This window comes from Xanthobacter autotrophicus ATCC 700552 (genome assembly GCF_043194565.1).
In the GTDB taxonomy this organism is placed as follows: Bacteria; Pseudomonadota; Alphaproteobacteria; order Rhizobiales; family Xanthobacteraceae; genus Xanthobacter; species Xanthobacter autotrophicus_F.
In genome coordinates this window covers 18,075-36,111 of record NZ_JBAFVS010000034.1, presented here as the reverse complement: position 1 = coordinate 36,111, position 18,037 = coordinate 18,075, and the positions used below count along the sequence as shown (strand labels likewise).

The window sequence follows — 18,037 nt, the reverse complement described above, 5'->3', positions numbered from 1 at the left end:
AGCCGAGGCCAAGGCGAGAAGGATACCTGTTTGCATCATTCTGACAGTCTCACCGATACCAACCGACTTGGCCTGGGGGCGTCAGGACGGCTGATGCCCCCAGGCGGGAACAGCCTGTCTTTCACAGGATGGCCATGCAACCGCAGCGCTAACGCCACAGGTATTTGATGAGCGCGGCGATCCCGAGCACGACAAGGACGAGGATGAGGAGCCCGACCAGCCCCATCCCCCACATGCCGCCGTCCATCATGCCATCGTAGTTCATCATCGTGTCCTCCTCATCCGAGTGATGCACGGCGCAGGCGCAGGGCATTGGTGATGACGCTCACCGAGGAGAGCGCCATGGCCGCCGCGGCGATGATCGGTGACAGGAGGAGGCCAAAAACCGGATAGAGCACCCCGGCCGCCACCGGCACGCCGGCCGCATTGTAGATGAAGGCGAAGAACAGGTTCTGGCGGATATTGCTCATGGTGGCGTGACTCAGCTGCCGGGCGCGGGCGATGCCCTGAAGATCGCCTTTCAGCAGGGTCACGCCGGCGCTCTCGATGGCCACGTCGGTGCCCGTTCCCATGGCGACGCCCACATCGGCCGCCGCAAGCGCGGGCGCATCGTTCACGCCGTCGCCGGCCATGGCGACGATCCGCCCTTCCTGGCGCAGCCGGGCAACCACCTGCGCCTTGTTCTCCGGCAGGACCTCCGCCTCCACCTCGTCGATGCCGAGCCTGCGCGCCACCGCCTGCGCGGTGGTCCTGTTGTCGCCGGTGAGCATGACGACGCGGACCCCGGCTGCCCTGAGGGCCGCCAAGGCAGCAGGCGTCGTCGCCTTGACCGGGTCGGCGATGGCGATGAGGCCGCCGACGCGCCCGTCGACGGCGACGAAGATGACGGTGGCGCCGTCGCCGCGCAGCGCCTCGGCCTCGGCCGAAAGCGCCGAAAGGTCCACCCCCGCCTCGCCCATGATGCGATGGCTACCGATGACGAGCTTGCGGCCGTCCACGCTCCCGGTCACGCCCTTGCCCACGGGACTGTCGAAATCCTGGGCCTCGCCGAGAGGCAGGCCCCGCTCCTCCGCTGCGGCCACGATGGCTGCCGCAAGCGGATGCTCGCTGGCCCGTTCCAAGGTCGCGGCGAGCCTGAGCAGCTCCGCCTCATCGAGGCCCGCCACCGCCTTCAGGGCGACCACCTTCGGCTTGCCTTCCGTCAGGGTGCCGGTCTTGTCCACCACCAGCGTGTCCACCTTCTCGAACCGCTCCAGCGCCTCGGCATTCTTGATGAGCACGCCCATGGATGCGCCGCGGCCGACGCCCACCATGATGGACATGGGCGTCGCCAGCCCGAGCGCACAGGGACAGGCGATGATGAGCACCGCGACGGCCGCGATCAGCCCGTGGGCGAAGCGAGGCTCCGGTCCGAAGACGCCCCACGCCGCGAAGGCGAGGACCGCGATGGCGATCACCACCGGCACGAACCAGCCGGAGACCTCATCGGCGAGGCGCTGGATGGGCGCGCGGGAGCGCTGCGCCTCCGCCACCATGTGGACGATCTGCGCCAGCATGGTGTCGCGCCCTACTTTGCCGGCGCGCATGACGAAGCCGCCGCTCTGGTTGAGCGTGCCGCCGATGACCTTCGCGCCGACGTCCTTGGCGACCGGCATGGATTCGCCGGTGATCATGGATTCGTCCACCGAGCTGCGCCCTTCGACCAGTTCGCCGTCCACCGGCACCTTCTCGCCGGGGCGCACGCGCAGGCGGTCGCCGACGGTGACGATTTCGAGGGCCACGTCCTCGTCCGTTCCGTCGTCGCGCACGCGGCGCGCGGTCTTGGGCGCGAGGTCGAGCAGGGCGCGGATGGCACCGCCGGTCTGCTCGCGGGCGCGCAGTTCCAGCACCTGCCCCAGCAGCACCAGCACGGTGATGACGGCGGCGGCCTCGAAATAGATGGCGACCGATCCGTCGGCGGCGCGGAAGGTGGCGGGGAAGATCTGCGGCGCGAAGGTCGCCACCACGCTGTAGGCCCAGGCGACGCCCGTGCCCATGGCGATCAGCGTGAACATGTTGAGGCGGCGCGTGACCAGAGATTGCCACGCGCGGGTGAAGAACGGCCATCCCGCCCAGAGCACCACCGGCGTTGCCAGCAGGAACTGGATCCAGTTGGACGCCTGCGCCCCGAGCAGCATGTGGAGGTTGGTGAGGTGTCCGCCCATCTCCAGAGCCAGCACCGGCACGGCGAGGACGAGGCCGATCCAGAAGCGCCGCGTCATGTCGAGAAGCTCGGCGCTGGGGCCGGTCTCGCCCGTCGTCACCTCCGGCTCGAGCGTCATGCCGCAGATCGGGCAGTTGCCGGGCCCGACCTGCCGGATCTGGGGGTGCATGGGGCAGGTATAGATCACCCCCTTCGGCTGTTCCCTGGCGGGGCGCGGCTGAGCTTCCGTCGCCACATAGGCGGTGGGTGCCGCCTCGAATGTGTCGTGGCATTTCGCGGAGCAGAAGAAATAGGTCTTGCCGCCGTATTCCGACCGGAACCCGGCGGTGGCCGGGTTCACCTCCATCCCGCAGACGGGGTCCTTGACCGCTTCCACGGGCGAACGCTCCGCCCCGGCGTGCGGGTGATCCACAGGGTCATGATGATGATGGCCGGCGTGCGCGTCATGCTCAGTCATGAGGACCGTCTCCGGAGGAAGGGACGTATGGGGATGAAATTGCGATATGAGGGAGAAAGGCGGGAACGCGACGGGCGTAATCGTCCCACAGGGGCCCAAACTCGGCGCGGGCAGCCGCTTCCTCCTGCCGCGCCAGCCGGACATAGACCCAGACCAGGATCGGGAAGATGGCGAGGGTGACCAGCGTCGGCCACTGCAGCAGGAAGCCGAACATGATGACGACGAAGGCGGCGTACTGGGGATGCCGGACCCGCGCGTACGGGCCTTCGGTCGCAAGGCGATGATCGCGCTGGGCCGCATAAAGCACGTTCCAGCTCACCGCGAGCAGCCAGAAGCCGCCGAAGACCAGGATGGTGCTGAGGATGTGGAACGGCCCGAAATGGGGATTCACGCGCCATCCGAACAGGGTCTCGAGCAGATGACCGGCGTCGTGGGACCAGAAATCGACGCCGGGGAACTGCCGGCCGAGCCATCCCGACAGGAGGTAGATGGTCAGCGGAAACCCATACATCTCGGTGAACAGGGCGACGACGAAGGCCGAGAACGCCCCGAGGGTGCGCCAGTCCCGCGGCGTCCTGAGCCGGGTGAAGCTCGCGGCGAACAGGATGAAGACCACCGAGTTGAGGATGACGAGGCCCCACAGGCCGTAGGCCGGCGTTTCGGTCATCGGACATCCCCTTCGGGCCCCGGCCCCGGCCTGCTCCGTGAGTGTCCCGCATGGTGGCCATGGCCGTGATGCATGAACATGTGCATCAGCGGGCAGGCGAGCAGCAGGAGGAAGGGCAGGTATCCCAGCGCATGGGCACGATGCTCCGAGAGCAACAGGAAGCCCGCCGCGAGAAGAAAGCCGATGGCAACGATGCCACCGGGCGAGCGCCAGAACCCCCGGTGAGGGGGATGTGCGCCGTTGTCGTTGCCGGGTCGCGGCATATGGCTGGTGTCGTCATGCAAAGACATATGATCCTCCCGCCTGCTCGAGGCGGACCGGCCGCGTTCATGCCGATCCGCCCAAGGGCTCGATCCTCACCTGGACTCGACGCTCACATGGTCACGACGCTCACATGGGCCCCATTCCGCCCGGCATCATGAGCTGGTCCGCCGTGCGCTTCTGTGCCTCGTCGAACGACGCATAGAGCGGCCCGAGCGCGGCCTTGAGGCGCCGTACCGCTTCGAGACGGGCGACAAGCATGCGCTCGTGACCGTCGATCCGCTGCAGCACGGTCGGGGCGCCGCCGCCCTGAGCGGCCATCATCATCTCCTGCATGTCGCCCATCATGGCGCGGTTGGCCTTGAGCGCCTCCGTGAACGCACTCCACAAGGGCTGCTGGGCGTCGGTGATCTTCAGTTCGGCCTTTAGGAAGGCGATCCGCCCTGTGATCCGGCCGGGATCCATCATCTGGCCCATCCCCATGGCGCCGGCGGCGGCTCCGCCCATCATCCCCATGCCGGCCCCTGTGTTTCCGCCTCCCATCATGCCCATGCCGCCCTGACCCATCATCCCCATCATGCCTTGAGGACCACCGGGCGCCGGGGCGGCTTGAGGCGGCTGCGGCGTGGGCGTGACCGCCAAGGGCGCCGTGGGTTGGGGCGCAGCAGGCTGGGCCTCCGGCGGATGGTGCGCGTCCTCGGCGAAGCCCGGCGTAGCAAGCAGCAGCGCGCTGGCGAGCATCAGATTGTGAAACGTCGTCATGGTCAGTTCCCTCTTGTTGCTGCGGCGCGGCTGATGCCCGCCGCCTGGAAATCCAAACCGCTCCGTGTGTCTTGCGGCCTTGTGTTCTCGCTCCTGTCCTGTGGTTCCATATCGACCGGGCGGGTACTGCCCGCGCCGCTGTAGAGCTCGTCGAAGGCGCGCTCCCACACCGCGTCCCGCAGGCGCCGTCCCTGTGCGATCGCCTCGGTGACACGGGAGAAGATGTGTTCCTCCTGCACCTTGAAGGGATTGTCCGGTGCGGCCGGATGCCGGTCCGCAGCGAGTTGCGTCGCAAGCCAGCGGACACCGTGCATCCAGGGCAGGAAGCCTTCCGACAGGAGGTGCCGGCTCGTGCGCATGGGATGCAGCGTCTCCAGCAGCGCCGCAGACCATGGCGTCGTCAGTGTCTGCACCCAGGGGCTAACGAAAGTGCTGTAGAAGGCTTCGTTGCGCTCGGAGAGGTCGCGCACGCGCTCGAAGGCATCGTCCTGCCGGGGGAAGCGGATGTCGCAGACCTCACGCGCCTCGAAGTGGACAGCGTAGCCACCGTCGCGGCATTCGGGATCGCCCGAGGGATTGTCGATCTTCATCTCGTAGAGGCCGGGCGGAAGGGCCTCGATCCGCGGCAGGCTCTGCAGGATCGCCCGGTGCTCGAGCCGCGCGACCTTGGCGGAAACGAAGATGCCGAGATGCCCGACATGGCGGTTGACGAGATAGACGATGCGCTGGCCCGCCGCCTTCAGGTCGTCGGTGTCCCGGTACACGACCGGTATCCAGCCAAGCGCTTGATGGGGCGGGGTGATGTCGTCGCCATAGGAGGCGAAGATCACGAGCGGGTTGCGGATGCGCCTGAGGTCCGCGTGGCACCCCGCGCAGATGCGCAGGCGCCCCTCCTCGAGCCGGTTGCCGACGAAGAGGTTCTCGACGATGGCGAGGATCTCCTCGCGGCTCAGGAAGTAGTAGCCGCCCCACCAGCGCTCGAAGGCGAGGAACCGCTCCCGCTCCGTGTCCATGTGGGCATAGAGGTTCGCGTACTTCTCCCACACCGCCTCGGGCTTCAGCCCTTCGAAGTTCTGCACCAGGAAGGCGCCGTCGAAGCGGCCGTCCCCGAGGTCGGCGAGGAAGTGCGTCAGCCACGCGCCGCCCTCGAAGCCCGCCGCGATGCGCATCGGGTTGATGCCGCTCTCGCCGGCCCAGTAGGACAAAGGGGTCCCGTTGAGAACGACGGGACCCGTCAGCCCCGCGCAGTCCGCGGCGAGCAGCGTCACCGCCCAGCCGGCCTGGCAATTCCCGTAGAGCACGGGCGCGGCGCCGGAATGGCGGCGTGACACCTCCTCGACGAACCGCCGCAGCACGTGAAGCACGTCGGCGAGCGTCTGCCCTGCGGCAGGCTCGGGATAGAAGGTGACGAAATAGACGGGATGCCCCTGATGCAGGGCGAGGCCGACCTCGGAGTCCTGCCTGAAGCCGCCGATCCCCGGTCCGTGGCCGGCCCGCGGATCGAGGATCACCACCGGCGGCTTGGCAGCGTCCAGGCAATCGTCCAGGCATTGATCTCCGACGCGGGTCACGCGCAGGAGCGCATAATTTGCCGGACGCTCAAACCGGCGGGCATCGAGCAGGACTTCATAGTCGAAGTCGAGCAGCGGCGGCTTTCCGGCGCGCTCGTGCGCCAGCATGTTGTCGGCCCTTTGGCGAAGCGTGTCCCAGAACAGGATCCAACGCTCGGCCGCGTCCCTGCCATAGGACAGGGCATCGCGAGCGAAAGTTCCGGGGTCGCTGGAGAAGGCGCCCGCTTGGGCATTGCGGGTTTGCTGCGAGGCTCCGGTGCCCGTCGGTCCGGATTGCCCGAGCGCAGCCGTGCCGGCCATAGGCTCGGCAAGCGTGTCGCGACCATACATGGAAAGGTCCTCGTTTCCCCATCGGCACGAGGCCGACGCTGATGTCGGGGCATCTTGCGGCGCGTCGACGCGCCGGCACCCTCAACGGGTGCCGCTTCGCGCGTCCGCCTCACGCCTGGAATGCGTTGAGACCGCTATCAGCTCTGGAAACGCGGGGGATCGAGGCCGGGCAAGACCGCCAGGCCGTCTGCGGCCTGGTTGGCGAGATCAAAGGGCTCTCGCACAAAGGTCAGATCCAGAACGTGCAGGTCAGCGCCGTCGGCCACGGGCACATAGACGCTGCAGGAGACGCTGCAGCACTTTCCGTGGTCAGCGGGTTGGGTCGGCTCGTCCGAATGATGATCTGCGGGATCGGGCGAGGCGATCTGGTGCGGATGATCCACCATAACGCTGTATGCCGGATCCTCGTCGTCGTGGCACGGCGCGGAATAGGCGCTGGCGATGGGCCCGAACAGCATGGCCATTGCCACCAGGATCGCTGGCAGCACCTTCACCCACCCCGTTGCGGATCTGAGCCTGATCATGCGCTCCATCGCCTCACCGGCGAACTATGCCTCATCGTAGGTGCGCATGAAAGGACCGCCTTGAGCAGGATCAACGTGCGCGCCGACGAGGTCACGCGCGCATTGGTTTCCGCTGAACCAGATCAGGCGGGTCCTTGTTCGTCCCGCACGATCGGGCAGCTCTCATCCTTCGCCCAGTGGGCGAAGCTCAGATAGTACCCGGACGTCGTCATAGCCCGCCCGCAAGGCGGCGAGGGCTGCAAGGGCCGCGCGCCCGCCGCCGTCGCAATGGGTGACGACGTGGTCACCGGGGCCGAACCCGGCGGCGGACAGCAGCGCGTGCAGGTCGGCAGCCGGCTTCAGGCGGCCCGAACCGAGGAGGTCGGCATGCGGCAGAAGCCGGGCACCGGGCAGATGCCCGCCCCTTGTGTTCTGGCGCAGGTCCTCGCCGCTGAATTCCGCCGAGGTCCGCGCGTCGAGGATGTGGACCTTGTCCAGCTCGCCCTTCAATTCGGTGCGGTTGACGAGTCCGACCGGTCCAGTGCCGGGATGGGCCCGGAACGCCGCGGTGGGGACCGCCGGGCGAATGCCGGCGAGGCGATCCGGATACCCGGAGAGGGTTGGCCCGCCGCCGTTCAGGACCAGGGCCTTCACCCCGAAATATTGCAGGATGAACCAGACGCGGGCCGCGTCCGTCATCCGGCCGTCATCGCTCACCACCACTGGAACCGCCGGATCGAGACCGAGCCCGCAGATGGCGTCTTCCCAATAGGCGGACGTATCGAGGGAGGTCTCGGCGACACGGGCCGCCGCCTCCCACGCCGCGACGGGCACGCGGATGGCGCCCGGCGCATGGCCCTTTTCGAACGCGTCCGGGGAACGGACGTCGAGGAGATGGAAGGCGCCGAGAAAGGCCAAGGCCGACGGCTCGATGACCGGATCCTGTAACATGGACACCTCCCGGATGGGTATCAGGTCAAGGTGTGCCGCAGGCCCCCGGCCGCGGCGAGCAGAAGCACCACGACGAGTGGCGGGACGCGCCACACGGTGAGCAGCAGGAAGCCCGCCAGCGCCACCACGAAATCGGGGGCAGCGAACACCGCTCCGGTGAAGACGGGGCTGTAGAGCGCGGCCCCGAGGATGCCCACGACGGCCGCGTTCGCGCCGCGCATGGCAGCTTGGGCCGGGCTCTTGCGCCGCAGCGTGTCCCAGAACGGCAGCATGCCCGTCACCAGCAGGATGCCCGGCAGGAACACCGCCACGAGGGCGATGGCGGCGCCGGCGATGCCGTTCGGTTCCGGCCGCATCACGGCGCCGAGCCATGCCGCGAAGGTGAAGAGCGGACCCGGCACCGCCTGGACGAGGCCGTAGCCGGCGAGGAAGTCATCGGGCGTGACCCAGCCCGGCGCCACCACCTCAGCTTGCAGCAGCGGCAGAACCACGTGGCCGCCGCCGAACACCAAGACTCCCGTGCGGTAGAAGGCGTCGAAGAGCGCCAGACCCTGGGATCCGGTCGCCGGCGCCAGGATCGGCGGCACCACCAGCAGCGCCGCGAAGGCGGCGAGCAGCAGCACTCCCGTCCGGCAGGACAGGGGCACCGGCGGGGCGTGGGACGGGACCTGCGCGCCACGTCCCACGCCGTTCGGGTCGCGGCACAGCACCAGGCCCGCCAGCGCCCCCGCGGCAATGGCCGCGATCTGTCCGAAGGCGCCGCCGGCAAACACCACCAGGGCGACCACGCGAGGGCGATGCCGGCCCGGGACCGATCGGGGGTGAGCGTGCGCACCATGCCCCAGACCGCCTGGGCCACCACCGCGACGGCGACGAGCTTCAACCCGTGCAGGAACGCCTTCGGCCGCGGGTCCTCCGAGGGCGGCGGCGCCCAGCGCGACCGCTACGAGCGCCACGGCCGAAGGAAGGGTGAAGCCGGCCCATGCGGCGATGCCGCCAAGGAGCCCGCCGCCGCGGATCAGTCCCAGCGCGAAGCCCAGCTGGCTGGAGGCGGGGCCCGGCAGGAACTGGCACAGGGCCACGAGATCGGCATAGGCCTCGTCATCGAGCCAGCGGCGGCGCACCACCAGTTCGTCCCGGAAATAGCCGAGATGGGCGATCGGCCCCCCGAAGCAGGTGAAGCCGAGCTTCAGGAAGGCGAGGAGGACCTCGATCGGCGTGCCCCGCGTCGGAGGTGCTAGAATGGCGGCGTCGGCGACGTCGTCCCGGCTCATGTTTCCCCCGCTCATGTTTCCCGGCTCATGGCTTCGTGGATCCCGCTGGTGGGTCGGGCCGCATTTCCTTGAAGAGCTCGCGCACCTTCTGCCGCGCCATCTCCAGGGCCTCGCGGCCGAGCGGCGTCGCGCGGTAGAGGCGGCGCAGGGCACGTCCGTGCCGCTCTTCCCGCACGGCGAGATAGCCCTTGCGCTCCATGGCATGGAGCATCGGGTAAAGGGTCCCCGGGCTCAGCCGGTAGCGATGGCGGGCGAGTTCCTCGATCATCCACTGGCCATAGACCTCGCCTTCCACCGCATGATGGAGGATGTGCAGGCGAACGAGGCCAGATAGAAGCTCCTGATGCTCCATCCACCCTTCCAGCTTAGACAATATCGACTTTCGATATCGATATTCGATTACTAAAGTGACGCAGTCAAGACCGGCGTCCGCCGGGTGGAGCGCCGACACGATCTACTACCTCGCTGGCCGGCTCACCGGTTTTCTGCCCGCCTTTTCAAGCGACCACTGCACCCGCTCGGCAAGGAAGGCCGCAAACGGCCTGACGTTCATTTCAACGCTCGCCGTTTCCAGGCACGCAAGATACAGGGTTCGGTCTTCCATGCGCACGATGGTCCACGGATAGACGCCTCTCTCTTCCCCTTCTGATTGGGACGTACTCGGCGCCGCGTTCGAGCTTGCGCTCTCCAAAGCGTACCGAAGCTGCGACGCCGTCGTGACGATCTGGTGTGTTCAGAGCGCATCCTGCATGCCTTAAAGCCAGAGATCGGCGGATTGTTGTTGAAAATCGGCAGAGATTGCGCTATTTGTGCTTGTATGCTGTATCGCCTCGAAATCGAGAACTTCTATTCGATCCGCGATCCGCAGATTCTGGATCTACGGGTGCCGAAGAGTGTCCCCGATTTTCCCGAACGTTTCGCGTCGATCTTTCCCCACTCTGAGGAGCGGGTCGCGAAGGCTATCGCGCTGTTTGGCCCGAATGGTTCGGGCAAATCGACCGTGTTGAGGGCACTTGCCTTCGCCAGCTGGTTCCTGCGGGAGAGCTTTCAGCATAAGGGACCAGGCCTTCCCTGCGAGCGGTTCAATGACGAGGAGTCAGCCAATCGCGAAATCCGCCTGGCGATCGAGCTGGGCGGTCTGCTCGATCTGTCGGGCTCTCCTCGCACGGCCGAGGATCTCACAACGGCGGACGACGTCGGAACCCTGCGGTATGAGCTGCACCTTCAACCGAAAGATGGTGTCATCCGCACCGTCAGCCATGAGGCATTGCGGATGAAGCGAAAGGGACAAGGCAAATGGCAACGCGTCTTTGAGCGCGGCGCTGATCGCTCCGTGCACGGTTCGAAGATGTTTCCGCTCGCCGGCTTCTCGCAGGTGGTCGACAAGATCCGCGAAGATGCGAGCGTCGTTTCGACCCTGGCGCTATTCGAGCACCAAGCCTCCAAGGTGCTTTCTGAGGCTGCGGCTGCCGTATTCCGGAACATCCTGATCGACCGGACGGATCCAGGCGACCAGGCTGCCATCCAGTATTTTGCACAGAGCCCGGATGCGGTCGCCGCGCTCAATCGCGAGCTTCAGCGCATCGACATCGGCGTCGAGGAGATGCACATCGTCCAGGTGGCGACCGGCCCTTTGGCGCTGTTCAAGCATCAGGGCCTGCATGTCGACATGCCCTGGGGCCTGGAGAGTCACGGCACGCGCTCATTCATCCGCATCTTCCCGCTGATCCTCCTGGCGCTTCAGCGGGGCGGTGTCGCGGTCATCGACGAGCTTGACCAGTCGATCCACCCGCTCATCCTGCCGGAGATCGTTCGGTGGTTCTATGATCCAGACCGCAATCCCCACAACGCCCAGCTCTGGATGTCATGCCATTCAGCGTCGCTGCTGGATGATCTGACAAAGGAAGAAGTGGTATTCTGCGACAAGGACAGCTGCGGTCGGTCGCAAGTGTACAGTCTGATGGATGTCGGTGCGGTGCGTCGAACCGACAATCTCTACAAGAAGTATCTTGGCGGTGTTTACGGGGCGGTCCCGCAGGTGGGATGAGGAGACGTCGACCAGCCATAGCCCAGCGGACGCCTATCTTTCTCGGCTGCGAGGGCGAATCCGAGCAGGGCTACGGGCAGTTCCTCAATGATTTGCTGCACGCCGCCGATGTTGCCGTGCATCTTGAAGTCGTCAACCTCAATCCCGGCGCAGGCGATCCGCTCGCTCGTCTACGCCGTGCCGATCAGGAGATCGCGCGCCGGCGTCAGCGCCGGTCGGAGTTCGCGCGCAAGGCCGTGCTGATGGATTCCGACCAGGTCGATGGCGACGCCCAGCGTCGGAACGAGACGGAACGCCTCGCTCAGCAACTCGGCATTCGGATCATCTGGCAGGAGACCTGCCATGAGGCGTTTCTGCTGCGCCACCTCGAAGGCTTCGCCCAACACCGGCCACCGACAACAAATGGAGCGGGTGTCGCTCTGCAGGCGGCCTGGCCGCAATACAGAAAGCCGATGACGAAGCTCCTCCTGGCCCGCCGCATCGGCCTTGCCGAGGTCCGGCGTGCAGCAGCGGTGGAAGCGGCGTTGGCGGCTTTCCTCACCGAGATAGGCCTGCTTCCATGAGCCGATCTACCCTCGTCACGGGCACAGAGAATGTATAATCTATTAGTTTCCGGGTCGGAGGAAGAATGGGTAGGACAGCCTTGTCTCCTCGACCTCAGTCGATGCGTCCGCGAATACACGGACAATGCGCTGGCCGAACGCTTCGGCGGACTCGACGAGGCTGCGGTTTCGGAACTAAAGCGGCTTCCTTGCATATTCGCCTACGAAGCCGCACGTGATCTCGCCCCCAAAATTCGGCGTAATCCGCGAAGTGGCAGCACGCCGCGGGCAGGTGCGCATCGAATACGAGATTATTCCGGTCGATCCGTTCCTGACCGCTGCCGACGCGCTGACCTTCGAACTCGACATTGCCAACTGGGAGATGAATCACTCGCATTGGGCGGTGAAGGACGTCAATTTGCCGAAGGAACTGCACACAACCCGCAGAATAGCCCTTCCATCCTGGACGCGGCAAGCGACAAAGACCGACGCGATCCCACGGGCCTTGCGCTCCTCTCAATTGATCCCTATCTTAGGGGTGAGTTAGAAACAGGAGGTGCGCATGTCCGTCGCCCAAGCGCTCACGCTGACCGAGGCCGGCTATGTTCTCAACCGGTCGACCACCGCGCTCAACAAAGCGGTCGATACGGGTGTGATCCGCGCGCGCCAGCGCCGGGTGGGCAGCGCCGTCCAGCGCCTGCTCGGACCCGCGGAGATGCGCTTCCTCCTGGTTGCCGACCGGCTCGAAAAGGATCTGACGCCCGCCGGGCGTCGTCGCCTCTACGAGGCAATCCGTCAGCTTTCCGCCGACGTCCATCGCGTCTCGCTCGGAGAGCTCGTGCTCGATCTGGGCAAGGTCGACGCCGACCTCAAAGGCCGGCTCCGACGCCTCGAGGAGCTCCGCCGCTGGGTGAAGGCCGACGACGGGGGCGACCCGCTCATCAAGGGCACTACCATTCCCGTTCACATGGTGGCGGCCCTGGCCCGCACGCAGTCTGTCGCGGAGATCGTGGCGGACTTTCCATCGCTGACCCCGGAGCAGGTGGCGTCCGCGATCGAATACGCGAAGGCCTATCCCAAGCGCGGGCGGCCCTATCCCGCCCAGAGCCTGAAGCGTGCGCTCGCTGCATTGGCCGACCTCGGCACATTCGACGAAGAGTCGCCGGCGGCCGAGATCGCGCCGCGCAGGAATCCGTGACTGCCTATCTGATCGACGAGAATGTGCTCCGCGAATTCGGTGCGCGGGGCAATGCGAGTGTCCGCAAGTGGCTCGCCACCGTCGACGATGCGGATCTCAGGCTGAGCGTCGCGACCCTGTTCGAGAAACGCCGCGGCGCGGAAACGTTGAAGCGCCGCGACCCGGATAGGGCGGCGGTCTTGCTCAAGGCCATCGCGGTGCTCGAAAAGACCTTCGCCGATCGGATCATTCCCGTCGACGCAGCGGTCGTGGAGGAATGGACGCGAATGCTCGGCGCCAAGAACAAGGATCGCTGGGACATGGCGCTCGCGGCAACCGCCCGGGTTCACGGTCTTGTCCTCGTCACCCGCAACACCAAAGACTTTGAGGGCCGCGGCGTGCGCCTGCTCGACCCCTTCCGTGATCCACCGCTCCATATCGAGCCATGAGCCGATGCGCGCCAAGCCCTTCACACGCCCGAGGATCATCGCTACCAACGAGCTGATCGCGCACCGCGTCGGCACCCATGATGTCCGTTTCGCCCGACTGATACTTCCTGGGGGTCAGTCCGAAATGCGCCCCGACCCCTTTGGAGCGGGCAAACCGCGCCGGGTCGTCCACGCCCGAGGTGAAGGTCGCGGCGATCAGCGCTCCCACCCCCGGCACCGTCATCAGCTGCCGGCAAACCTCATTGCCGCGCACGATCGTCAGCATGGCCCGGTGCAGTCTGGCGAACTCCACCCTGAGCGCCTCGCGCGCCTGCAGCATGGCCTCGGCGATCCGCTCCAGCATCACATGGCCCGCCACCAGCGTGCGCACCCGCGCCGCGAACTGCCCCTTGCTGATCTCCCCGACCTTGAGGCCGAAGCCACGCAGAAGACCGCGCAGGCACAGCTCCACATCACGCATCTTCGCCTGCAGCTGCGTGCGCGCGACCAGGAGTGCCCGCACCTCCTGAGCCGGCGCCGACTTGCAGTGCACCGGCCGGAACCAGCCCATCCGCAGCAGCTGCGCGATGCCGCGCGCATCCCGACGATCCGTCTTCACGATCATCGCCAACAGAGCCGCCTTCACATGGCGGGTCTCGAGCAGCACAGCCTCGTACCCGGCAGCCCCCAGGGCCGCATGCAGCCACTGCGACAAGGGCCCGGCCTCCAGGCCGATGCGCGCCAGCGGCAAGCTGAGCCCGGCCAGAAAAGCGATCAGCGCGTCCGGCTCACTCGCCACTTTCGCCTCCCGCACGATCCGACCCGTGGCGCCGATCACGCACACGCTGCTCTGTTCCAACGTAAGCGGTGCCCTGACCCCACCTTTCGCCGGCGAGGCTGAGAGGATGATGTTCCGAGCCTGGAGGGCTTGGACATATGACGATTTCAGAGCTTACGCTTAAATCGAGCGCTGAGGAGCCGGTCCGACGGTTCGAGGTTTTCACCGGTGCGGGGCGGCGCCGGGAGTGGGCTCCCGAGGAGAAGGCGCGGATTGTCGCCGAGAGCTTCGAGCCTGGAGCCACGGTGAGTGCCGCGGCGCGGCGCCATGCCTTGTCACCGCAGCAACTGTTTAGAGCGTTTCCGCTCTTGATTGAATCGGTGTGGATTGAACGAAGCCGACTGCGTCGGGAAATTTCCATTTGCTGAGGCATGGTGATGAGGTGAAGGGTGTGCTGGCCCATGCTGGCCGATGAATTGAAGATCGGCGCTGAGCGGGGGACGGCCGACGCGGGCTCAGCTCGATCGGGCGGGTCCGGTTGCTAGAGGTGAGCGTGATAGATTATGGCGGGAATATGGCAATGCCCGATAACGCATTGAAACCGCTGACAAAGCAACAACTACTTTCCCCTATGGGCAGGAACCGTGCCACACTCTTCGTCTGATGCAGATCCTTCACGTCACTGGCCAGGGATCCCGACACAACAGGGCGTGGTCTCAGGGGGCACACCACCAACGGTGGCGACGGCCTCGTTCAATCCGGCTTCAATGAGGTCGCGCACCGCGCCTAACCCTGCCGCCGGTGCCGCGCGACCTCACAGAACCCTCCAGATTCCCTTTGGGACGGGATCGTGATTCAAGATGCTGTCTGGGCGGAGGCCAGCATGGGATGGCGCGATCTCTCTCGAATGATTTGCGCGAACGCGTGGTTGCAGCGGTGCTCGCGGGTGAGACGAGCCGTGCGGTGGCGGCCCGGTTTGGGGTCTCAGTCGCTTCGGTGGTGAAGTGGGCGCAGCGCCATCGTGCCACCGGCTCGGTGGCGCCGGGACAGATGGGCGGCCATCGCAGGCGGGTGCTGGAACCCAATCGTGCCTTCATCGTCGAGCGGCTCGAGCAGAGCCCGCATCTGACGTTGCACGGCCTGAAGGCGGAACTGGCGGCACACGGGGTCGCCGTCTCCCATGATGCGATCTGGCGGTTCCTGCGCCGCGAGGGACTGCGCTTTAAAAAAAACGCTGTTCGCCCTTGAGCAGGCCAGAGCCGACGTCGCACGCCGCCGCCAGCACTGGCGCTCACGGCAGAACAGGCTCGATCCGCACAAGCTCGTCTTCATCGACGAGACCTGGATCAAGACCAACATGGCCCCGCTCTACGGGTGGGGACAAAAGGGCCGGCGCCTCAAAGGCTTCGCACCACACGGCCATTGGAAGACCCTGACCTTCCTCGGCGCCCTGCGCACCGACGCCCTCATCGCACCCTGCGTCTTCGACGTCCCGATCAACGGCCAATGCTTTCGCGCCTATGTGGAGCAGGTGCTCGTGCCCGCGCTGAGGACCGGGGACATTGTCGTCATGGACAGGGTGACGATCGAGAACGGGGCCTTGCCGGCCACCATCGCGGCGGTGCTCGGCTCGCTGAAGGGAAGATCGTGATCAGCCCGACCGGCTCTCGGTCCGGGTCATGGTGGCGACGCGTCCGGTGGCCCTCCAGCGCATCGCCGAGCTCTATCGCGTCGAAGCCTCGATCCGGGGCCGGCCCCCGGATGAGCGCCGGGCCACGCGCCAAGAGAAGAGCAGGCCGATCATCGAGGCCCTCGAGCCGTGGCTGCGGGCGAAGCTGGCGCTGATCAGCCAGAATACCAAGCTCGCGAGGCGATCCGCTACGCCCTCTCGCGCTGGGAGGGCCTGACCCTGTTCCTCGACGACGGTCGCATCGAGCTGAACAACAACATCGTCGAGCGCTCGATCCGGCCCCTCGCCCTCACCCGGAAGAATGCCCTCTTCGCAGGCTCCGGTCGCGGCGCCGAGCACTGGGCCGTCATCGCTTCGCTGGTCGAGACCTGCAAGCTCAACGGCATCGACCCCCAGGTACCTCGCGGACGTGATCACCCGCATCGTCAACGGCCATCCCAACAGCCGCATCGACGACCTCATCCCATGGGCCTACCCAGCACAGCCCACCCTGTGCAACGTGGCCTGAAGATGACGGTTACGTTCCAACGACACATCGATCCCGACATAGTGGTCCATGGCTGGAGACGTCGTCCACGAGCGGCACGAGCGCGCGATAGTCGGCCGAGGTGGTCACGAGCCGATGCGCCACGATGATCTGACCATTGTAGCCCTGGATGAAACCGTCTCGCGTCGGCAGGATGTGGCTGTCGGGATCGGTGAAGTTCTTCTGCGCCCGGTCGGGTGGCCCGCTATCCTCGCCCCGCAGCGCAAGGCCAATCGCGCCCGGTCCAAGGTCCGCTCGGCGGTCGAGACGGTGTTTGCAGCCCAGAAGCACCGCTTCGGCCTGTTCGTGCGCACCATCGGTCTGGCCCGCGCCCGGACCAAGATCGGGCTCGCCAACCTCACCTACAACCTCAAGCGCTTCCTGTGGATCGAAACCCGGCCGGTGGCGACCTGAGAGAGGCCCGGGAAGGGGCCCTCGCGCCCCCTCACCACACCGCACCTGACCGACGATTGATCCGGCAAGAGGCGCCTGCATCCTCAAAACGCCTTCCGAACCGTCCTTATAGGCGGTTCTTCGAGGTGTCCGAGCGGCCGCCCTCGGAATCGATGAAATAGGCGGGATAGATCGCCTCTTAGGCAAGGGCGTCTTTCGCCGCACGCATGCCGACAATCAGAAAGATTGCCGAGCCCGCGGCGATCGCAAGACCGAGCAGTTGGCCGGCGTCGACGCCGAACAGGCAGATCAGCGCGGCACCTACACCAACCAATCCGACGGCGATTCCGAGGAACGAGATCGCGCGCGATGAAAACGTCCCACTCGGGATCAGCGCTGGCCCGAACAGGAGCAATGCCCCTGCTCCGAAGGCGAAGGTTCCAGAAATGAACAGAGCATCGGAGAAACTCTTGGCCGCGACAAACCCGGCCTCCGAAGTGCCGCTCGAAGCGGCCATCACCAAGGTTCGCCCAACGAGCGCGTCTACACCGACGAAGATAATGTTGCTGAGCGCGATCCCGAGCCATCCCGCCGCCTTGATCGGCTGCCCGCGCAATACGAGACCAAAGGCGACCATCATCGCGGCCGCAGCGAAGATGACGTCCCCCGTCAAGCCCATCACGCCAATCCACCACAGTTGCATGCCGTCGCTCGCTCTCAGGGCTTCGAGCGCCTCCGGTAGCCGCGCCGTCACCACGGGCATCGCCGCCGCCGTGGGCGACGCCGCATAGAGCCCGCTGACGACGGCGATCATAACTGCTCCGAGCGCCACCCCGGCACCGCCAATCCGGATCGCGGCGCTTGCGGCGTCTTTCATCTCGACCTGCCCGCTTTCGGTCATGGCGCTTGTCCGAATTTTCAAATAGTTGCAGACTGAGACTATAACTGCAATAATTCCGACCTGCAACCATGCCAGGAAAGACCGGTCTCGCGACGTTCAACTGCTCGCTCGCCCGCGCGCTCAATGACGTGGGCGACTGGTGGACACTCCTCATCATTCGCGATGCGTTCCTGGGGGCGCAGAGGTTTTCCGAGTTTCAGCGCAGCCTCGGCATGGCGCGAAATACTCTGTCGGATCGGCTTGAGCGCCTCTGTGCGGCTGGGGTCTTGCTGCGAGGCGGCGCGTTGGCGCGCCCGATCTATAGCCTGACGGAGAAGGGCCGCGCGCTTGCTCCGGCATTGGTCGCCCTTCAGCAATGGGGCGACCAATTCGCCTCCGAGAACCGCCCTCCTGTGGTGGTGACGGACCAACGTGGTCGCCGGTTGCCCAGGGTCAAGCTGGTCGACAGCGATGGCGCGGAGGTCGGCCCGGACGATCTGCGTTTCAGGCCAGGTCCCGGCGCCGACGAGCGCACGCGCGCACGATTTCAAGCAGTGAAATCCGTGCGGAAAGTGCTAAAGTGATTGTTAGCTGCCG

General features: G+C 66.2%; 15 protein-coding genes and 7 pseudogenes. 10 read left to right on the top strand and 12 right to left on the bottom strand.

Annotated elements, in window-relative coordinates; genetic code table 11:
• Nucleotides 1–278: 278 nt before the first annotated feature.
• The 9 genes and pseudogenes from V5F48_RS23035 to V5F48_RS22995 all read right to left on the bottom strand — a co-directional run bounded on the left by V5F48_RS23035 (nt 279) and on the right by V5F48_RS22995 (nt 9,331).
• Nucleotides 279–2,660 carry a heavy metal translocating P-type ATPase gene (locus V5F48_RS23035; RefSeq protein WP_394260427.1) on the bottom strand — a complete coding sequence of 794 codons (2,382 nt, stop codon included), beginning with the start codon at nt 2,658–2,660 and terminating at the stop codon, nt 279–281.
• Nucleotides 2,653–3,327 (bottom strand): methyltransferase family protein, encoded by a 675-nt coding sequence (locus tag V5F48_RS23030; RefSeq protein ID WP_394260426.1) that lies wholly within the window; start codon nt 3,325–3,327, stop codon nt 2,653–2,655. The genes V5F48_RS23035 and V5F48_RS23030 overlap by 8 nt, the downstream gene beginning before the upstream one ends.
• Entirely contained in the window at nt 3,324–3,617 is a 294-nt protein-coding gene (locus V5F48_RS23025; protein ID WP_394025783.1) for a DUF2933 domain-containing protein, read from the bottom strand. The genes V5F48_RS23030 and V5F48_RS23025 overlap by 4 nt, the downstream gene beginning before the upstream one ends.
• Nucleotides 3,618–3,717: 100 nt before the next feature.
• A complete protein-coding gene (locus V5F48_RS23020) occupies nt 3,718–4,350 on the bottom strand; it encodes a Spy/CpxP family protein refolding chaperone (protein ID WP_348841866.1) in 633 nt (210 codons plus the stop codon).
• Nucleotides 4,351–4,352: 2 nt separating this feature from the next.
• A complete protein-coding gene (locus tag V5F48_RS23015; protein WP_394025782.1) occupies nt 4,353–6,251 on the bottom strand; it encodes a DUF3141 domain-containing protein in 1,899 nt (632 codons plus the stop codon).
• Between the two features lie 137 nt (nt 6,252–6,388).
• Nucleotides 6,389–6,784: a hypothetical protein gene (locus tag V5F48_RS23010; protein WP_394025781.1), complete on the bottom strand. Its 396-nt coding sequence runs from the start codon at nt 6,782–6,784 to the stop codon at nt 6,389–6,391.
• Between the two features lie 153 nt (nt 6,785–6,937).
• Nucleotides 6,938–7,705, bottom strand: a complete 768-nt coding sequence (locus V5F48_RS23005) for a sulfurtransferase (RefSeq protein ID WP_394025780.1) — start codon at nt 7,703–7,705, stop codon at nt 6,938–6,940.
• Nucleotides 7,706–7,725: 20 nt separating this feature from the next.
• A pseudogene (gene chrA / locus V5F48_RS23000) lies at nt 7,726–8,979 on the bottom strand (chromate efflux transporter).
• A gap of 25 nt (nt 8,980–9,004) precedes the next feature.
• Entirely contained in the window at nt 9,005–9,331 is a 327-nt protein-coding gene (locus V5F48_RS22995) for a PadR family transcriptional regulator (RefSeq protein ID WP_394025779.1), read from the bottom strand.
• Between the two features lie 465 nt (nt 9,332–9,796).
• Between V5F48_RS22995 and V5F48_RS22990 the strand changes: the two genes are divergently transcribed.
• From V5F48_RS22990 to V5F48_RS22970, 5 genes and pseudogenes are all read left to right on the top strand, one after another.
• Nucleotides 9,797–11,026 (top strand): AAA family ATPase, encoded by a 1,230-nt coding sequence (locus tag V5F48_RS22990; RefSeq protein WP_394260425.1) that lies wholly within the window; start codon nt 9,797–9,799, stop codon nt 11,024–11,026.
• Nucleotides 11,023–11,589: an RloB domain-containing protein gene (locus tag V5F48_RS22985; protein ID WP_394025777.1), complete on the top strand. Its 567-nt coding sequence runs from the start codon at nt 11,023–11,025 to the stop codon at nt 11,587–11,589. Before V5F48_RS22990 ends, V5F48_RS22985 begins: the two co-directional genes overlap by 4 nt.
• Nucleotides 11,590–11,619: 30 nt before the next feature.
• Nucleotides 11,620–12,052 (top strand): annotated as a pseudogene (locus V5F48_RS22980) (hypothetical protein); the annotation flags it as partial.
• A gap of 78 nt (nt 12,053–12,130) precedes the next feature.
• Nucleotides 12,131–12,766: a DUF433 domain-containing protein gene (locus V5F48_RS22975; protein WP_394025776.1), complete on the top strand. Its 636-nt coding sequence runs from the start codon at nt 12,131–12,133 to the stop codon at nt 12,764–12,766.
• A complete protein-coding gene (locus V5F48_RS22970) occupies nt 12,763–13,194 on the top strand; it encodes a type II toxin-antitoxin system VapC family toxin (RefSeq protein ID WP_394025775.1) in 432 nt (143 codons plus the stop codon). The genes V5F48_RS22975 and V5F48_RS22970 overlap by 4 nt, the downstream gene beginning before the upstream one ends.
• Before the next feature lie 73 nt (nt 13,195–13,267).
• Here the strand turns inward: V5F48_RS22970 and V5F48_RS22965 are convergent.
• Nucleotides 13,268–14,080, bottom strand: a pseudogene (locus tag V5F48_RS22965) (IS110 family RNA-guided transposase); the annotation flags it as partial.
• A 29-nt stretch (nt 14,081–14,109) separates the two neighbouring features.
• On the opposite strand from V5F48_RS22965, the gene V5F48_RS22960 reads away from it, so the two are divergent.
• The 3 genes and pseudogenes from V5F48_RS22960 to V5F48_RS22950 form a co-directional block, all read left to right on the top strand.
• Complete coding sequence (locus V5F48_RS22960; protein WP_394025774.1) at nt 14,110–14,379, top strand: transposase; 270 nt, start codon at nt 14,110–14,112, stop codon at nt 14,377–14,379.
• 460 nt (nt 14,380–14,839) lie between these two features.
• Nucleotides 14,840–15,533: pseudogene (locus V5F48_RS22955) on the top strand (IS630 family transposase); the annotation flags it as partial.
• Between the two features lie 118 nt (nt 15,534–15,651).
• Nucleotides 15,652–16,149 (top strand): annotated as a pseudogene (locus V5F48_RS22950) (IS66 family transposase); the annotation flags it as partial.
• A 48-nt stretch (nt 16,150–16,197) separates the two neighbouring features.
• On the opposite strand, the pseudogene V5F48_RS22945 reads toward V5F48_RS22950, so the two are convergent.
• Nucleotides 16,198–16,413 (bottom strand): annotated as a pseudogene (locus V5F48_RS22945) (IS5/IS1182 family transposase); the annotation flags it as partial.
• On the opposite strand from V5F48_RS22945, the pseudogene V5F48_RS22940 reads away from it, so the two are divergent.
• Nucleotides 16,396–16,581: pseudogene (locus V5F48_RS22940) on the top strand (IS5/IS1182 family transposase); the annotation flags it as partial. The pseudogenes V5F48_RS22945 and V5F48_RS22940 sit on opposite strands and share 18 nt — an antisense overlap.
• A gap of 178 nt (nt 16,582–16,759) precedes the next feature.
• Here V5F48_RS22940 and V5F48_RS22935 read toward each other — a convergent pair.
• The gene (locus V5F48_RS22935; protein ID WP_394025773.1) at nt 16,760–17,461 is read right to left on the bottom strand and encodes a hypothetical protein; all 702 of its coding nucleotides are present in this window, start codon (nt 17,459–17,461) and stop codon (nt 16,760–16,762) included.
• 68 nt (nt 17,462–17,529) lie between these two features.
• Here V5F48_RS22935 and V5F48_RS22930 point away from each other — a divergent pair, with 68 nt between their 5' ends.
• Nucleotides 17,530–18,024: a winged helix-turn-helix transcriptional regulator gene (locus V5F48_RS22930; protein ID WP_394260424.1), complete on the top strand. Its 495-nt coding sequence runs from the start codon at nt 17,530–17,532 to the stop codon at nt 18,022–18,024.
• Nucleotides 18,025–18,037: the final 13 nt, after the last annotated feature.

Coding starts and splice junctions, on each gene's coding strand:
- V5F48_RS23035 (WP_394260427.1), bottom strand. CDS start 2,660: ATGACTGAGCATGACGCGCACGCCGGCCATCATCATCATGACCCTGTG.
- V5F48_RS23030 (WP_394260426.1), bottom strand. CDS start 3,327: ATGACCGAAACGCCGGCCTACGGCCTGTGGGGCCTCGTCATCCTCAAC.
- V5F48_RS23025 (WP_394025783.1), bottom strand. CDS start 3,617: ATGTCTTTGCATGACGACACCAGCCATATGCCGCGACCCGGCAACGAC.
- V5F48_RS23020 (WP_348841866.1), bottom strand. CDS start 4,350: ATGACGACGTTTCACAATCTGATGCTCGCCAGCGCGCTGCTGCTTGCT.
- V5F48_RS23015 (WP_394025782.1), bottom strand. CDS start 6,251: ATGTATGGTCGCGACACGCTTGCCGAGCCTATGGCCGGCACGGCTGCG.
- V5F48_RS23010 (WP_394025781.1), bottom strand. CDS start 6,784: ATGGAGCGCATGATCAGGCTCAGATCCGCAACGGGGTGGGTGAAGGTG.
- V5F48_RS23005 (WP_394025780.1), bottom strand. CDS start 7,705: ATGTTACAGGATCCGGTCATCGAGCCGTCGGCCTTGGCCTTTCTCGGC.
- V5F48_RS22995 (WP_394025779.1), bottom strand. CDS start 9,331: ATGGAGCATCAGGAGCTTCTATCTGGCCTCGTTCGCCTGCACATCCTC.
- V5F48_RS22990 (WP_394260425.1), top strand. CDS start 9,797: ATGCTGTATCGCCTCGAAATCGAGAACTTCTATTCGATCCGCGATCCG.
- V5F48_RS22985 (WP_394025777.1), top strand. CDS start 11,023: ATGAGGAGACGTCGACCAGCCATAGCCCAGCGGACGCCTATCTTTCTC.
- V5F48_RS22975 (WP_394025776.1), top strand. CDS start 12,131: ATGTCCGTCGCCCAAGCGCTCACGCTGACCGAGGCCGGCTATGTTCTC.
- V5F48_RS22960 (WP_394025774.1), top strand. CDS start 14,110: ATGACGATTTCAGAGCTTACGCTTAAATCGAGCGCTGAGGAGCCGGTC.
- V5F48_RS22935 (WP_394025773.1), bottom strand. CDS start 17,461: ATGACCGAAAGCGGGCAGGTCGAGATGAAAGACGCCGCAAGCGCCGCG.
- V5F48_RS22930 (WP_394260424.1), top strand. CDS start 17,530: ATGCCAGGAAAGACCGGTCTCGCGACGTTCAACTGCTCGCTCGCCCGC.